The sequence below is a fragment of the Neobacillus niacini genome (genome assembly GCF_048572935.1).
In the GTDB taxonomy this organism is placed as follows: domain Bacteria; phylum Bacillota; class Bacilli; order Bacillales; family Cytobacillaceae; genus Neobacillus; species Neobacillus niacini.
In genome coordinates this window covers 2,476,415-2,491,769 of the sequence record NZ_CP183883.1, presented here as the reverse complement: position 1 = coordinate 2,491,769, position 15,355 = coordinate 2,476,415, and the positions used below count along the sequence as shown (strand labels likewise).

The following is a 15,355-nucleotide window of genomic DNA, read 5'->3' as shown; positions in this document are numbered from 1 at the left end:
TTCAGAATAAAATTATTGATCTTCTTTTAACCAGCGGCACGCGTCTTTGGCAGCATACGTAATAATAAGGTCTGCGCCAGCACGTTTAAAGGCAATTAGCATTTCCATCACCGTTTGTTTCTCGTCAACCCAGCCGTTTGCAGCAGCTGCTTTGATCATCGAATATTCACCGCTGACGTTATACGCTACAACAGGAAGATTAAAGTTATTTTTAACATCACGAACGATGTCAAGATACGGCATACCTGGCTTCACGATTAAGAAATCGGCACCTTCAGCCACATCGGATTCTGCTTCCCTGAAGGCCTCCATTCGGTTTGCTGGATCCATTTGATACGTTTTGCGGTCACCGAACTGCGGTGCGCCCTCTGCTGCCTCACGGAAAGGTCCATAAAAAGCTGAAGCATATTTAACGGCATAAGACATAATTGGAATATCTTTAAATCCGGCTTCGTCTAAACCAGCACGAATCGCTGCCACAAAACCATCCATCATGTTTGAAGGGGCAATAATATCTGCACCTGCTTCTGCTTGAGCGATAGCTGTTTTTACAAGTAAATCAAGAGATTCGTCATTTAAGATTTTATCGCCTTCGACCATTCCACAGTGTCCGTGGCTGGTATATTCGCACAAGCATGTATCCGCAACAATTATGATTTCTGGATAATGTTTTTTAATCCATCGGGTTGCCACTTGTATAATGCCATGGTCATGGAAGGCTTGTGTTCCGCACTCATCTTTTGTAGTCGGAATGCCAAATAATAGAACGGACTTAATTCCATGTGCAACGATATCATCCATTTCCGCTTTCAGGTTATCCATAGATACTTGGAAAACCCCAGGCATGGAAGATACTTCTCTGCGGATGTTTTCACCTTCATAGATGAATAACGGATAGATAAAGTCGTCTGGCGTTAAGTGATTTTCTCTAACGAGTGCACGCATACTAGCACTTGTACGTAATCGGCGATGACGTGAAAATTGAAGTTCCATTGAATATTTACCCCCAAATTCTATTTTCAAATATCATTTTTCTAAAAATTGAATCGTGCTTTTAATCATATCGTTAACGGTATACTGCTCTGGAGAGACGTGAACCGGCAACCCAGAGGCAAGTAATCTTTTTTCAGTAACGGGTCCGATGCAGCTTATCACACATCTTTCGATATGCTTCTCTAGTTTATACTTCTTTACCACACTCATAAAGTGATTAACTGTTGAAGGACTCGTGAACATTAAGATATCCAGTTCATCATTAGAAAGCATTTTAGCTAGTTTATTGGTACTGTCTTCGGGCATATATGTCTCATAGATCACGATTTCATCTACAAGCACACCTCGGTTACTAAGAGATGTAGAAATATATTCCCTTGCCAGATTTCCTTTTGGAATCAACACTTTCGAACCAGTCGGCACTATTGGCAAGAACTCGTCGGTAAATACCTCTGTTACATAGGCAGAAGGTACAAACTCTGCTTTCAATCCTCTATCCAGCAATACCTCTTCTGTTTTCTTACCGATCACAGCAATTTTAGGAAATGAGTTATGATTTTTATTTTTATAAAAAGAAAAGAACGTTTCGACTGTGACATTGCTTGTAAAAACAATCCAGTCATATGTATCAATCTCATTCATAGCATGTTGCAGCTGGGCTGTGAGCTCAATTGGCCGAAATGCAATAAGAGGGATTTCGATTGAAATCCCTCCATACTTTTCGACAAGTTGTGAAAAGGATTTTGCCTGACCCGCTCCACGAGGCACCAGGACCTTTTTGTCTTTCAAACCTAATGGTTTTAGCATTGACCTTCGAGCTCCCGTTTAACCTTCTCAATCAGGTCTTTAGCTCCTTTTTCAATTAATAGGTCCGCAGCTTGAATGCCAAGCTCTTCTGGATTCGTTCCTCTTAGTTCCTCTTTAAAGATTTCTTGGCCTTCAGGGGAAGCGACTAATACAGTCAGAACGATTTCATCATTATCCGCTATATGAGCAAACCCTGCAATTGGCACTTGGCAGCCGCCTTCCATTTTTTGAAGGAAAGCACGTTCCGCACGAACTGCTCTTTCTGTTTTCTTGCAAGTGAATTTCTCAAAAAGTTCAAGAAGTTCCTTATCATCTTCACGGCACTCGATGGATAACGCACCTTGACCAACGGCAGGTACGCAAACATCGGCATCAATAAACTCGGTAATGGTTTCTTTTGCCCAGCCAAGGCGGGAAAGACCTGCTGCTGCTAGGATAATAGCGTCATATTCTTCATCTTTAAGCTTTTGTAATCGTGTATCAACATTTCCACGGATCCATTTAATTTCTAAATCAGGACGCTGTGCTAAAATCTGGGCGCTGCGGCGAAGGCTGCTTGTGCCAATAATCGCTCCTGGCTTTAAATCTTTTAGCTTAATATGATCTCTTGAAATTAATGCATCACGGTGATCCTCACGGAAAGGAATGCAGCCGATTGTCAGCCCCTCAGGCAGAACAGCTGGCATGTCCTTCATACTATGAACAGCCATATCAATTTCTTTATCCATCATAGCCTGTTCGATTTCCTTAACAAATAATCCTTTTCCGCCTACTTTTGAAAGTGTAACGTCAAGGATTTTATCCCCTTTTGTGACAATTTCCTTTACTTCAAATTCAAAGTTGCCGCCAAGCTTTTTAAGCTGTTCTATCACCCAGTTTGTTTGAGTTAGTGCCAATTTACTGCGTCTAGAACCTACGATAATTTTTCTCATGACTGCCTCCTATGTTATGAGTACCAAAAATGAAATGATGATAATTGACCAAATAAGAAAAAGTTAATTAATACAATTAAAAAAGAACCGACATTCCAAAGAGCTAATTGTCTGCCTGACATATTTTTTACGATACGCAGGTACAAATAGATACTGTATCCGGTTAATAGAATAAATGATCCAATAATTTTCATATCGTACCACGGCATTCCAGGAACCTTTAAGAAGGCCCATTGTAAACCTAGGATGAGACTTAATAACAGCATTGGAACCGCAATTACAACTAATATGTAAGAGGAGCGTTCCAGCTTACTTAAATCTGCAATTCTCAATAGTCTAGTCCCCCATTTTTTCCTTTTCAATAAATCATATTGAATCAGATAGAGAAGAGAAAGAACAAAAGATAAAGAGAAGGCTCCATAAGATAGAATCGCCATTGTGATATGTATAAGCAAAAGCTCAGACATTAGCTGATTGCCGATGACATGGGAATCATATTTAATCGGAGCAAACGTGTGAATAGCCATAACAATAAAACCAAGAATATTGGTAAAGAATACGATGAAATCGACCTTTAGAAGACGGTTGATTCCAAGCGACAGCGTTATCAAAATCCAAGCATAAAAATATAAACCTTCAAAGATTGTTAAGACTGGAAATCGTCCTGTTTTTATCATATAAGAAGTAAGAAAGACTGTTTGTAATACCCATACAAACGCAAGTAACCAGAAGGCGATACGGTTTGCCTTCCGGTTATGATGTAGAAAGTCGAAAAAATATAACAACACACAGAAGGCATATAGGACAACTGTCAATTCGTGCAGCCGCGTCATATGGAAGTCAAACATATTCAGTACCTCTTATGACTGAAAGGAAGCCTGCGGTACTTTAACCACTGCATTATTCGTTTCGGCTGCTTTCGATTGTTTTTCTACAAGCTCTTCAATATTAAATATTTTCATAAATAAATCCAATGCCTCATCAGCGTCTGGACGAGCAGCCAATTCTTTTGCTTGTAAGATAGGGTCTTTTAATAGCTGGTTGATAATACTCTTTGTATGTTTATTTAAAACCTTTCTATCTCTGTCCGATAAATGAGGCAGCTTCCGTTCAATGCTGACCATGGTTTCGGTTTGAATTGCGAGAGCCTTATCCCTTAAAGCCGAGATAACCGGAACTACTCCTAACAATCCGAGCCATTGTTTGAACTCAACAATTTCCTTTTCAATCATCAACATGATCACTTGAGCTGCTTTCTTCCGCTCCTGAAGGTTCGCCTCAACAATGCCTTCTAAATCGTCGATATCATACAAAAATACACTTTCAAGCTCCGCAATTTTTGGATCCAAGTCGCGAGGAACAGCGATATCAACCATAAATAATGGCTTGCCCTTACGCTTTTTCTCCACTTTTTGCATCATTGACTTTGTAATGACAAAATCCTTTGCACCCGTAGAGCTAATCAAAATATCTGCGTCAACCAAAGAACTTTGGAGTTCATTAACTGTTTTAGCTTCACCAGCGAATCGGTTAGCAAGAACTTCAGCCTTCTCAAATGTACGATTGATAACCGTAACCTTTCTTACCCCATTGCCATGCAGATTTTGCGCCGCCAGTTCACCCATTTTACCCGCACCAAAAATAAGAACATGCTTATTCTCAAGTGAACCGAAAATTTTCTTTGCTAGTTCAACAGCAGCATAGCTGACCGAGACCGCATTGGCGCCAATTTCTGTTTCAGCATGTCCACGCTTCGCAAGGGTAATGGCCTGCTTAAATAGTTGGTTAAAAACGGTGCCTGTTGTTCCCAGTTCTTGAGCTAGCATAAAGCTGGTACGAACCTGCCCTAGTATTTGCGTTTCCCCTAAAACCATTGAATGAAGCCCGCATGCCACCTGGAATAAATGCTCCATCGCACCGTCTTCTTCGTAAACAAATAGAAAAGGTGAAAACTCAGATTGTTCAATTCCGAACCATTCAGATAAAAACTCTTTAATATAATAGCGTCCAGTGTGCAGTTGATCGACAACCGCATAAATCTCTGTACGATTACATGTAGATACAATGATATTTTCTAGGATGCTTTTTTTCGTATTTAATTTTTTTATTGCATCCCCAAGCTCGGCTTCATTGAATGTCAACCGCTCACGGATTTCCACAGGGGCAGTTTTATAGTTTAGACCGATCACTACAATATGCATTTTTTTAGAACACCCCCAATAAGTAATACAAAACTACTAGTACATTATTAACTAGTCTGATTATAACATGGGCTTTTTCAACTTTTACCCGGTAAATGTGAACAGAATACGAAAGAATATGGTACTATATAAATCGGAAGCGCCTCTAGGCGCCGATGCTAGCCTAATATAGTAAAAAAGTAAATAGTAAATAAATATATCATCCTTATGTACAGTACCAAAAAAATAGACTAGATTCAAGTAAACCTTTCTGGAAGTGGTGTTAAAATGAAGAATCAGCGCATTTTCCCTGGAATTATACTCGTAGGCTTTGGAGCCTTTCTATTCCTGCAGCAATCTGGATTTACCGTTCTACAGACATTGTATTCGTGGCCGACACTCCTTATTATTATTGGCATCGCTTTTTTAGGACAGGGATATTCTGCAAACGATCATGAAGCCATTTTACCAGGAGTCATCATCGCAGGATTTGGTCTGCACTACCATTTAGCCGGCAAGATTTTAATCTGGCCAAACAACACCATTGGCATGCTTGTATTGTTTATATCCATCGGCTACTTTCTACGTTTTCAAAAAACAAACAATGGACTGTTTCAAGCGTTTCTTTTTTTAGTATTGGCATTCTTGCTATTATTTTACGATAAAGTTGCAGAATATCTTGGATTTCTTCAGAATGGGCTAAGTATTGTTTGGAAGTTTTGGCCTGCAATTATCATTCTGATCGGCCTCTTCTTACTTTTTAAGAGAAAAAAATAAACGTCAGGCAAATTGCCTGACGTTTTTCTGACATATAGATTGTTCTCCTAATGATAGGTGTTAAAGTCCTAAAGCCGATTTTAACGCGGAAAAGGAAAAGAGCTCACATATAACTCTGTAAAATCGACCACGCTTTATCTTTTCCTTCACCCGTTTCGGACGAGAAAAGAACGATTTGATCATTTTCTTCCAAATCGAGCGTTTCTTTCGTTACTTTTAAATGTTTTTGCCATTTCCCTCTTGGTATTTTATCCGCCTTTGTCGCGATAATGACACAGGGAATACCATAATGCTTTAAGAAATCATACATCATGATATCATCCTGTGTAGGCGGGTGGCGCAGGTCAACAATCAAAACTGCCGCTCTTAATTGCTCACGGGAGGTAAAATACGTTTCAATCATTCTTCCCCACGCAGCACGCTCGGACTTCGATACTTTTGCGTATCCATAACCCGGTACATCGACAAAGTGAAGGATTTCATTTATTAAATAAAAGTTCAACGTTTGTGTTTTCCCGGGCTTTGACGAAATTCTCGCGAGCCCTTTTCGGTTTAGCATTTTATTGATAAAAGATGACTTACCAACATTCGAACGGCCCGCTAATGCAAACTCAGGCAAATCTGTTTCTGGGTACTGCTCTGGCCTTACGGCACTGATGACGATATCGGAACTAACTACTTTCATTGCAAACCACCTTCTACTAGTGCATGCCGAAGAACTTCATCGACATGTGAAACAAGCACAAACTCTATTTCATTTCTTACACTTTCTGGAATATCATCAATATCCATTTCATTATCCTTAGGGAGAATGACTTTTGTTAATCCTGCTCGATGAGCACTCAACGTTTTTTCTTTTAATCCGCCAATCGGAAGTACACGGCCTCTTAGTGTAATCTCCCCTGTCATTCCTACTTCACGGCGAATGGCTCTGCCGGTGAGTGCGGAAACAAGAGCAGTGGCCATTGTAATACCTGCAGACGGTCCATCTTTTGGAACAGCGCCTTCTGGAACATGGATGTGAACATCATATTTTTCATGAAAGTTCTCTTCTATTCCCAGTTCACCTGCTTTAGAACGAATATAGCTAAAGGCAGCCTGCGCTGATTCTTTCATCACGTCTCCTAGTTTTCCAGTTAACACGAGTCTTCCTTTACCAGGCGATAGAGATACTTCAATTTGTAATGTATCCCCGCCAACAGTGGTGTAAGCCAGGCCAGTCGCAACTCCGACTTGATCCTCTGTTTCAGCTTGCCCGTAGCGGAATCTTGGCTTGCCTAGGAACTCTTCTACGTTCTTTTCCGTAACGACGACTCTCTTTTTCTCACCTGAAACAACGATTTTTGCTGTCTTGCGGCAGATGGTTGCCATTTGTCGTTCGAGACTCCGCACTCCTGCTTCACGGGTATAATAGCGAACAACCTTAAGAATCGCGTCATCACGTACCTGGAGGATCCCTTTTGTAAGTCCATTTTCTTTAATCTGTTTCGGCAGAAGATGGTCTCTAGTGATATGAACTTTTTCAATTTCTGTATAACCGGCAATCGTAATAATTTCCATTCTATCTAAAAGTGGACTTGGAATGGTTGACAAGTTATTGGCAGTCGCAATGAACATGACTTTTGATAGGTCATAAGTCTCTTCGATATAATGATCACTAAAATTATGGTTTTGTTCCGGATCTAATACCTCTAGCATCGCAGAAGAAGGATCACCACGGAAATCACTGGACATTTTATCAATTTCATCTAGTAAGAACACTGGATTAATTGTTCCTGCCTTTTTCATTCCTTGGATAATACGTCCTGGCATTGCACCAACATAGGTTCTGCGATGACCGCGAATTTCAGATTCGTCACGTACACCGCCAAGTGAAATACGGACAAAGTTCCGATTTAATGAATTAGCAATGGAACGTGCTAAGCTTGTTTTACCTACCCCTGGAGGTCCAGCAAGACATAAAATAGGGCCTTTTAAGGAATTGGTTAGTTTTTGAACCGATAAAAACTCTAAGACACGCTCTTTTACTTTTTCAAGTCCAAAATGATCCTGATTTAGAATCTTTTCCGCACGAAGAATATCAATGTCATCATTTGTTTTCTTTGACCATGGAATTGTAATCAGCCATTCAATATAGTTACGAATAACCGCACTTTCTGCTGAGCTTGATGGCACTTTTTCATAGCGGTCAAGTTCTTTTAATGCGGTTTGCTGGACATGATCAGGCATACCTGCGTTCTTAATTTTCTCAGTTAAATCTGCAATTTCACCAGTTTTGCCTTCTTTATCGCCTAATTCCTTTTGGATGGCCTTCATTTGTTCACGAAGGTAATATTCCTTTTGTGTTCTTTCCATAGAACGCTTAACACGCTGGCCAATCTTCTTCTCAAGATTTAGCACTTCTTTTTCATTTTGAATCGTAGAAATAACCGTATTCATTCGTTGTTTGATATCCAGTGTCTCAAGGATTTCTTGTTTTTCCTTCAGTTTGATTGGCAAATGAGAGGCAATAATATCTGCCATTCGTCCTGGTTCCTCAATATCAACAACAGAAGCATAGGTTTCCGCAGAGATTTTTTTAGATAACTTTATGTATTGCTCGAAATACTCAAGCATTGTTCTCATTAATGCCTGATCCTCTACATCCTTTGTTGTAGATTCTTCATATGTCACAATACTGACAGAATAATATTCGTCCTCATCATGAAATGATTGTATCTTTGCTCTATTTAGTCCCTCTACCAATACTCTTATGGTTCCATTCGGAAGCTTAAGCATTTGTTTAACCTTCGTTAATGTACCAATCTGGTATAAATCATCTTCTGATGGATCGTCTATTGCAATATCCTTTTGTGTCGTTAAAAAAATTAAATGGTCATCTACCATCGCTTTTTCAAGGGCTTCAACCGATCTTTCGCGGCCAACATCTAAATGCAGGACCATTGTCGGATATACAAGCAACCCTCGAAGCGGCAGGAGGGGGACGATCAATTCTCTCTCTTTCGCCATTAAATTGCACCTCCACATGCATGAATCATTATTCCTAGCTGTTAAAAGCAGAAATCGTCTTTGTACAATTCTATCTCATTTGCAAATATGTGTCTAATAATACGAAAGGCACACTATCTGCTTGTCAATATATATTTTAATTTTCCCCAACTAGCACGATTTCTTTCATAAAAAACACTTCGGTCAAACAACCGAAGTGTTTTCGTTAAATGGATTCTTTTTTAGATAGCTCGATAGATGCAGGAATGACTAGATCCTGGGCTAGTTTATTGACGAGAGCGATGTCAAAAACTTCACTCAAATGGGTAACCGGAACAATCCGGATTCCCTTGATCTCATTTAATATCGATTGCATATTTTCTTCAGGGATGATAACCGTTGTAGCACCTGCTTTTTGTGCAGCCTTTACCTTAGGATATACACCGCCAATTGGCTTCACATTTCCATGAATGCTGATTTCTCCCGTCATGGCCACCTTGTTATCAATTGGTACTTTGTAAATGGCTGAATAAATTCCAGTTGCCATTGCAATTCCTGCGGATGGACCATCAATCGGAACCCCGCCAGGGAAATTAACATGAATATCGAAATCACCAGCCGGGACACCCATTGACCGAAGGACGGTAATCACATTTTCAATCGAACCCCGTGCCATACTTTTTCTGCGAATGGATTTTCCTTGTCCGCCAATACTCTCTTCATCGACAATTCCTGTAATGTTAATGGTTCCCTTATCCTTGGCTGGGATGACAGTTACTTCGATTTCTAGCAGTGCCCCCGTATTCGGACCATACACGGCTAGTCCATTTACTAGACCAACCCGGGAGTCGTCATTAATCTTTCTTTCCATTCTTGGTGACAGTTGACTAGAGTGTGCAACCCATTCTAAATCTTCGTCTTTTATAAACTTGCGGTCATCGGTTATGGCAAGCCCTGCAGAAATTTGAATCATGTTAACGGCTTCGCGCCCATTTCTCGCATATGTAGATAAAATATCTAATCCAGCTTCACTAATGTCTAATTTCACTTTTTCAGCTGCTTTTTGCCCTACTTGAATGATTTCTTCTTGCGTTAAGTCTCTGAAAAAAACTTCCATACAGCGCGAACGAATGGCAGGCGGTATTTCACTCGGAGTTCTTGTTGTTGCACCAATTAAGCGAAAATCTGCCGGCAGTCCATTTTTAAAAATATCATGAATATGCGTCGGAATTTGTGTGTTTTCTTCATGGTAGTAGGCACTCTCAAGAAAAACTTTACGGTCCTCAAGAACCTTTAAAAGTTTATTCATTTGAATCGGATGCAGCTCGCCGATTTCATCAATAAATAATACACCGCCATGAGCATTGGTAACCGCACCTTGCTTAGGCTGTGGTATTCCCGCTTGTCCCATTGCTCCCGCACCTTGATAAATTGGATCATGAACAGATCCAATTAGTGGATCGGCAATGCCTCTTTCATCAAATCGGGCAGTTGTTGCGTCTAATTCAATGAATACAGAGTTTTGTTTAAATGGAGATTTTTGATTTTTTTTGGCTTCTTCCAAAACTAATCGAGCAGCAGCTGTTTTCCCAACCCCTGGCGGTCCATAAATAATGACATGTTGAGGATTTGGTCCGCATAATGCTGCTTTTAATGACTTTATTCCATCTTCTTGTCCAACAATATCTTGAAAGCTTGTTGGGCGTACTTTTTCCGCTAATGGTTCGGTTAATGATATGGACCTCATCTTTCGAAGCTGTTCCATTTCCTTACGGGATTCCCGATCAATGGAAACCTTTTGTGTCCGTTGGTTTCTTAGCAAATTCCAAAAATACAGCCCGATAATAATTCCAAAAAATAGCTGTATAAATAAGGCAATCCCCGTCCAACTCATAATTTTCCCTCCTGCTACAGTAAACTTAAGTAGTTATCTATAAGTATTTCCTGCATATAGAGGGAATAAACCACAAATTGTAAGAAACTGTTTTTGTTGGTATGAATAATCCGCAGAAAAAAGAACCCAGTGATTAACTGGGTTCTTTAGGATAGCAAATATTAGGCAGATTTTTCTTCTGCTACAACGGTTCCATCTTCTAAAACAAGCTTCGGAACACTATTGTCGATGACCGTTTCTTTCGTAATGATACACTTCTGAATATCATCACGAGAAGGAAGATCAAACATGACATCGAGCATGATTCCTTCAATAATAGAACGTAATCCACGTGCACCAGTTTTACGTTCAATCGCTTTCTTCGCAATTTCACTAAGTGCGCCTTCTTCGAATTCCAATTCTACTTCGTCGATTTCCAGCATTTTTTGATATTGCTTTACTAAAGCATTTTTTGGCTTAGTAAGAATTTCAATTAATGCTGCCTCATCTAACTGCTCAAGACTCGCAATAACAGGTAGACGACCGATAAATTCAGGAATTAATCCGAAGCGGAGTAAGTCCTCAGGCAATACTTTAGAAAGAAGTTCTTTCTGTGTAATTTCCTGTTGCTGCTTAACATCAGAACCAAATCCAATAACCTTTTGACCTAAGCGGCGCTTAATGATTGGTTCAATGCCATCAAACGCACCACCGCAAATAAATAGAATATTCGTTGTATCGATTTGTATGAATTCTTGATGTGGGTGTTTACGTCCGCCTTGAGGTGGAACGCTCGCAACCGTACCTTCTAGAATTTTTAATAATGCTTGCTGTACACCTTCACCAGATACATCTCTTGTGATCGAAGGATTTTCTGATTTACGGGCAATTTTATCAATTTCATCGATATAAATAATACCCTTCTCAGCTTTTTCCACATCGTAATCAGCAGCCTGAATCAATTTTAAAAGAATATTTTCTACGTCTTCCCCAACATAACCTGCTTCAGTTAAAGACGTTGCATCAGCGATCGCAAATGGAACATTTAAAATTCTCGCTAATGTTTGAGCTAATAACGTTTTTCCACTTCCAGTTGGCCCAATCATAGCGATGTTGCTCTTAGAAAGTTCAACGTCATCAATCTTACTGTTAGAATTGATGCGCTTGTAATGATTGTAAACTGCAACTGACAGCGATTTTTTAGCTTGATCTTGACCAATGACGTACTCATCAAGAATTTCACAGATTTCTCTCGGCTTTGGAACGTCTTTGAATTCTACTTCCTCTTCTGTTCCAAGCTCTTCTTCAACGATTTCTGTGCAAAGTTCGATACACTCGTCACATATATATACACCTGGTCCGGCAACCAATTTACGTACTTGGTCTTGTGTCTTTCCACAGAAGGAACACTTTAATTGGCCTTTTTCATCATTAAATTTAAACAATTCTTTCACCCCTTGAAAACGTGTTATAACACTATTTAAAGTTGCGTAACACAAACAAAAATCCGTTTCTTTTTCGATACGATTCAGTGGTATGTATTGCATTGTATCACATGGACCCAGCGGACTGGTAATAAAAAGTCTTCTTCAATTATGTTTTTCTTGCAACGGATTTTTGTTTGGAGCACCTTTAAATGATTCCTATGTACTCATTAAGCATAACCACTTTTCATCAAATTAAATCTTTGATAAGGCCGGTTTTACTTAATTCGCTATGTAATTGTCTTTTTCCTGCTATAGAAACCTTGCTTGTTAAAAAGGTTTCCCTGTACTTATTATAATATGTAATTGAAAAAATGTATAAAAACAGGCACGATAAAATCGTGCCATGTTTTAACATTTCGTTATTATTTTTTATTTTCGATTAAGAATTCAACCGCTTTTTGCTTTTGAAGGTCACCCTTGATCCCATCAACGCCGCCAAGTGCTGCTTTAATGTTATCAACAGTCATGTTGTACATGCCAGCCATTTTTTCAAGTTCAGCATTAACATCTTCGTCAGTTACTTCAATGTTTTCAGCTTTAACAATTGCTTCAAGTGTTAAAGCAACGCGAACACGGTTTACAGCTTCTTCTTTCATTTGCTCACGTAAAGCATTTTCATCTTGACCTGAGAATTGGAAGTAAAGCTCAAGGTTCATACCTTGCATTTGCAGGCGTTGTTCGAATTCTTGAAGCATACGGTTTACTTCGTTTGTTACCATTACTTCTGGAATTTCAACTTGTGCATTTTCAGCAGCTTTTTCAACTAAAGAATCACGTAGGTGGTGCTCAGCTTCGTGCTTCTTGCTGTCTTCTAAACGAGTTTTGATTTTTTCTTTTAAAGCGTCTAATGTTTCAACTTCGTCATCAACATCTTTCGCAAACTCATCATCTAATGCAGGTAGTTCTTTTCCTTTGATTTCATGAACAGTTACTTTAAATACCGCTGGCTTACCAGCAAGTTCAGCTGCATGGTATTCTTCAGGGAAAGACACTTCAACGTCTTTAGATTCGCCAGTAGCTACTCCTACTAACTGCTCTTCAAATCCTGGAATGAATGAACCAGAACCTAATTCAAGTGAATGATTTTCAGCTTTTCCGCCTTCAAATGCTTCACCGTCAACGAAACCTTCAAAATCAAGAACAACAGTATCGCCAAGTTCAGCAGTACCTTCTTCTTTTACAACAAGCTCAGCTTGACGGTTTTGAAGAGTTTCTAATTCTTTTGCTACATCTTCGTCTGTTACAGTCGTGTCGAACTCTTCTACTTCTAAACCTTTGTACTCGCCTAATGTTACTTCAGGCTTAACTTGTACAGTCGCTTTGAAGATAAGTTCTTTACCTTTTTCCATTTGTTCGATGTCGATATCAGGACGGTCGATTGGTTCAATTCCTGCTTCGTCAATTGCATTTCCGTATGCTTCTGGAAGAAGAATATCTAACGCATCTTGATAAAGAGATTCTACGCCAAAACGCTTTTCGAACATTTGACGTGGCATTTTTCCTTTACGGAAACCAGGTACATTTACTGTCTTAACAACTTTATTAAAAGCTGCAGTTAAGCCTTCATTTACTTTTTCAGCACTTACTTCAACAGTAAGGACACCAGTGTTTCCTTCTTGCTTTTCCCATTTTACTGACATACTATTTCCCTCCAACAATCTATTATCATTTCATTCGTAACGAATTTGTCAGGATAATGAATTACCCTCTTTTTTTATGTAAAAGATAGTTTTTACACAATGCAACCCTTACATTATAACACAGGATTTTTTACTTTCAACAGAGTTACCTATATATTGGGATAAGAAATTTCTTCTAATTCTCTGATTTTTGTGAGTGCCTGTTCTATTTTTTTAGTAGAAATCTCATAGTCATCTGAAATATCCTCGACATTTGGATCTCCACCAAGATAATTAAGAACCAGCAGGTGAAAAGCAGCAGCCCATGCTGATACCTCTTCAGGCTCTAGTTCAAAAGGATAAGTGATGAAGAACGTCCTTTCTACCATCCCTTTAATATTTTCAAATAAAACAGGGTCACTATTTTCTAATTTTTCTTCTAAGATTTTTTCTATTTCCTTCAACCTCTGCTGCGTTTTGATGTCTGGCAGTTCTGTCGGCACAATACTTACACCCTCATTAAACTTTTTCACCACTATTCTCTTATCGTATTCCTGCTCTTTTAATAGGGTCAGGAGCATAGTTTTTAAGAAAGGGTGGCCCGACTCTGAGTCGAGATATTCTTTGATTTCATCCATATAGGGACGGATATTCTTTTCTGCCAAACTTGAAATTACTAGCAATTGCTCATTTATATTATTTAGTGAGGATAGTTTAAGTTCTTTGAAAGGAGTCTCTACTTTTACTTCTTCAATTGGTTCCTGCTGACTATTGTCAGCCATCCGTTTACTAAATTGCAGGATGGTAAGGAAATGGTCATGTCTGTCTGGCGGAATCTCTTTTTCATCAAATAGTGCTTCAATCGTTGAGACGATTTCTTGATATTCATGGAGTTGAATTAAGATGGTTAGATACAGATCTACCATATGAAAATAATCACCGATGCCTTTTAACAACATCTCATTAGCCAGTTCTCGCGCCTTTGTATAGGCTCCTGCTTCAAAGTAAGCCAGGACGAGACCTATTAATATGTCACTATTTTCTGAGTCATGGTCCCTCGCTTCCTCAAGCAGGGTAATGGCCTCTTGGTATCTTTTGTTATGAAGGCTCTCAAGGCCCTTATCCGTCAATCTTTTTTCGAGTCCGGGAAGGAATATAATATTATCTTTCCGTTTCGCTCGTTCCCGTTTTTTCATACTTGGTACCGTCCTCTGCTACTTTATGGAAAATAGTGTAGCATGAATTTTAAGAAAATCAAAAAAACTTACCTTATCAATGGGGATGTTGGTTGGATTGTTACCGTAATTTTGTTAGTTCCGATTTATCCGCACAATTGACTTCGGATTTTTACCTTAATTCTGCTGGTTCCAATTTATCGGTACAATCACCCTCGGAATGTTACCGTAATTCTGCTGCTACCAATTTATCGGCACAATCATCCTCCGGATTGTTACCGTAATTCTGCTGCCTCCAATTTATCGGTACAATTCACTCCGGATGTCGTAGAAATCCTATAAAAACAAAAAAACCCACCTTCTAAAGGTGAGTAATATCTATTGGTATGTAGTTAAATGGCGTCCCAGGAGAGATTCGAACTCCCGACCGTACGCTTAGAAGGCGTATGCTCTATCCGGCTGAGCTACTGGGACATTATAGTACTTTCAACGACAAGATTTATTATATAAAGGATATAGATAAA

General features: G+C 39.3%; 12 protein-coding genes and 1 tRNA gene. 1 reads left to right on the top strand and 12 read right to left on the bottom strand.

Features of this window, described 5'->3' with window-relative positions; translation table 11 throughout:
* Positions 1–12: 12 nt before the first annotated feature.
* From hemB to hemA, 5 genes are read right to left on the bottom strand one after another with little or no spacing between them, the layout of a single operon-like run.
* Complete coding sequence (hemB, locus tag ACN6MT_RS11960; RefSeq protein ID WP_419956016.1) at positions 13–993, bottom strand: porphobilinogen synthase; 981 nt, start codon at positions 991–993, stop codon at positions 13–15.
* A gap of 33 nt (positions 994–1,026) precedes the next feature.
* On the bottom strand, positions 1,027–1,800 hold the full coding sequence (locus ACN6MT_RS11955; protein WP_419956015.1) for a uroporphyrinogen-III synthase: 774 nt from the start codon (positions 1,798–1,800) through the stop codon (positions 1,027–1,029).
* Entirely contained in the window at positions 1,794–2,732 is a 939-nt protein-coding gene (gene hemC / locus ACN6MT_RS11950) for a hydroxymethylbilane synthase (RefSeq protein WP_419956014.1), read from the bottom strand. The genes ACN6MT_RS11955 and hemC overlap by 7 nt, the downstream gene beginning before the upstream one ends.
* Before the next feature lie 14 nt (positions 2,733–2,746).
* Positions 2,747–3,580 carry a cytochrome C assembly family protein gene (locus ACN6MT_RS11945; protein ID WP_419956013.1) on the bottom strand — a complete coding sequence of 278 codons (834 nt, stop codon included), beginning with the start codon at positions 3,578–3,580 and terminating at the stop codon, positions 2,747–2,749.
* A 12-nt stretch (positions 3,581–3,592) separates the two neighbouring features.
* Positions 3,593–4,933 carry a glutamyl-tRNA reductase gene (gene hemA / locus ACN6MT_RS11940; protein WP_419956012.1) on the bottom strand — a complete coding sequence of 447 codons (1,341 nt, stop codon included), beginning with the start codon at positions 4,931–4,933 and terminating at the stop codon, positions 3,593–3,595.
* Positions 4,934–5,200: 267 nt separating this feature from the next.
* Here hemA and ACN6MT_RS11935 point away from each other — a divergent pair, with 267 nt between their 5' ends.
* The gene (locus ACN6MT_RS11935) at positions 5,201–5,689 is read left to right on the top strand and encodes a LiaF transmembrane domain-containing protein (RefSeq protein ID WP_419956011.1); all 489 of its coding nucleotides are present in this window, start codon (positions 5,201–5,203) and stop codon (positions 5,687–5,689) included.
* A gap of 103 nt (positions 5,690–5,792) precedes the next feature.
* Here ACN6MT_RS11935 and yihA read toward each other — a convergent pair whose 3' ends face one another.
* From yihA to ACN6MT_RS11900, 7 genes are all read right to left on the bottom strand, one after another.
* Entirely contained in the window at positions 5,793–6,374 is a 582-nt protein-coding gene (yihA, locus tag ACN6MT_RS11930; protein ID WP_419956010.1) for a ribosome biogenesis GTP-binding protein YihA/YsxC, read from the bottom strand.
* Positions 6,371–8,698 carry an endopeptidase La gene (gene lon, locus ACN6MT_RS11925; protein ID WP_419956009.1) on the bottom strand — a complete coding sequence of 776 codons (2,328 nt, stop codon included), beginning with the start codon at positions 8,696–8,698 and terminating at the stop codon, positions 6,371–6,373. Before lon ends, yihA begins: the two co-directional genes overlap by 4 nt.
* 205 nt (positions 8,699–8,903) lie before the next feature.
* Positions 8,904–10,571 carry an ATP-dependent protease LonB gene (gene lonB / locus ACN6MT_RS11920; protein ID WP_419956008.1) on the bottom strand — a complete coding sequence of 556 codons (1,668 nt, stop codon included), beginning with the start codon at positions 10,569–10,571 and terminating at the stop codon, positions 8,904–8,906.
* Positions 10,572–10,732: 161 nt separating this feature from the next.
* Positions 10,733–11,995: an ATP-dependent protease ATP-binding subunit ClpX gene (clpX, locus tag ACN6MT_RS11915; RefSeq protein WP_034675647.1), complete on the bottom strand. Its 1,263-nt coding sequence runs from the start codon at positions 11,993–11,995 to the stop codon at positions 10,733–10,735.
* Between the two features lie 404 nt (positions 11,996–12,399).
* Positions 12,400–13,677: a trigger factor gene (gene tig / locus ACN6MT_RS11910; RefSeq protein WP_419956007.1), complete on the bottom strand. Its 1,278-nt coding sequence runs from the start codon at positions 13,675–13,677 to the stop codon at positions 12,400–12,402.
* Between the two features lie 149 nt (positions 13,678–13,826).
* On the bottom strand, positions 13,827–14,852 hold the full coding sequence (locus ACN6MT_RS11905; RefSeq protein ID WP_419956006.1) for a tetratricopeptide repeat protein: 1,026 nt from the start codon (positions 14,850–14,852) through the stop codon (positions 13,827–13,829).
* Positions 14,853–15,228: 376 nt separating this feature from the next.
* A tRNA-Arg gene (locus ACN6MT_RS11900) sits at positions 15,229–15,305 on the bottom strand.
* Positions 15,306–15,355 lie beyond the last annotated feature (50 nt).

Excerpts from the sequence above, each read along its gene's own strand:
- hemB (WP_419956016.1), bottom strand. The coding sequence starts at position 993 with ATGGAACTTCAATTTTCACGTCATCGCCGATTACGTACAAGTGCTAGT.
- ACN6MT_RS11955 (WP_419956015.1), bottom strand. The coding sequence starts at position 1,800 with ATGCTAAAACCATTAGGTTTGAAAGACAAAAAGGTCCTGGTGCCTCGT.
- hemC (WP_419956014.1), bottom strand. The coding sequence starts at position 2,732 with ATGAGAAAAATTATCGTAGGTTCTAGACGCAGTAAATTGGCACTAACT.
- ACN6MT_RS11945 (WP_419956013.1), bottom strand. The coding sequence starts at position 3,580 with ATGTTTGACTTCCATATGACGCGGCTGCACGAATTGACAGTTGTCCTA.
- hemA (WP_419956012.1), bottom strand. The coding sequence starts at position 4,933 with ATGCATATTGTAGTGATCGGTCTAAACTATAAAACTGCCCCTGTGGAA.
- ACN6MT_RS11935 (WP_419956011.1), top strand. The coding sequence starts at position 5,201 with ATGAAGAATCAGCGCATTTTCCCTGGAATTATACTCGTAGGCTTTGGA.
- yihA (WP_419956010.1), bottom strand. The coding sequence starts at position 6,374 with ATGAAAGTAGTTAGTTCCGATATCGTCATCAGTGCCGTAAGGCCAGAG.
- lon (WP_419956009.1), bottom strand. The coding sequence starts at position 8,698 with ATGGCGAAAGAGAGAGAATTGATCGTCCCCCTCCTGCCGCTTCGAGGG.
- lonB (WP_419956008.1), bottom strand. The coding sequence starts at position 10,571 with ATGAGTTGGACGGGGATTGCCTTATTTATACAGCTATTTTTTGGAATT.
- tig (WP_419956007.1), bottom strand. The coding sequence starts at position 13,677 with ATGTCAGTAAAATGGGAAAAGCAAGAAGGAAACACTGGTGTCCTTACT.
- ACN6MT_RS11905 (WP_419956006.1), bottom strand. The coding sequence starts at position 14,852 with ATGAAAAAACGGGAACGAGCGAAACGGAAAGATAATATTATATTCCTT.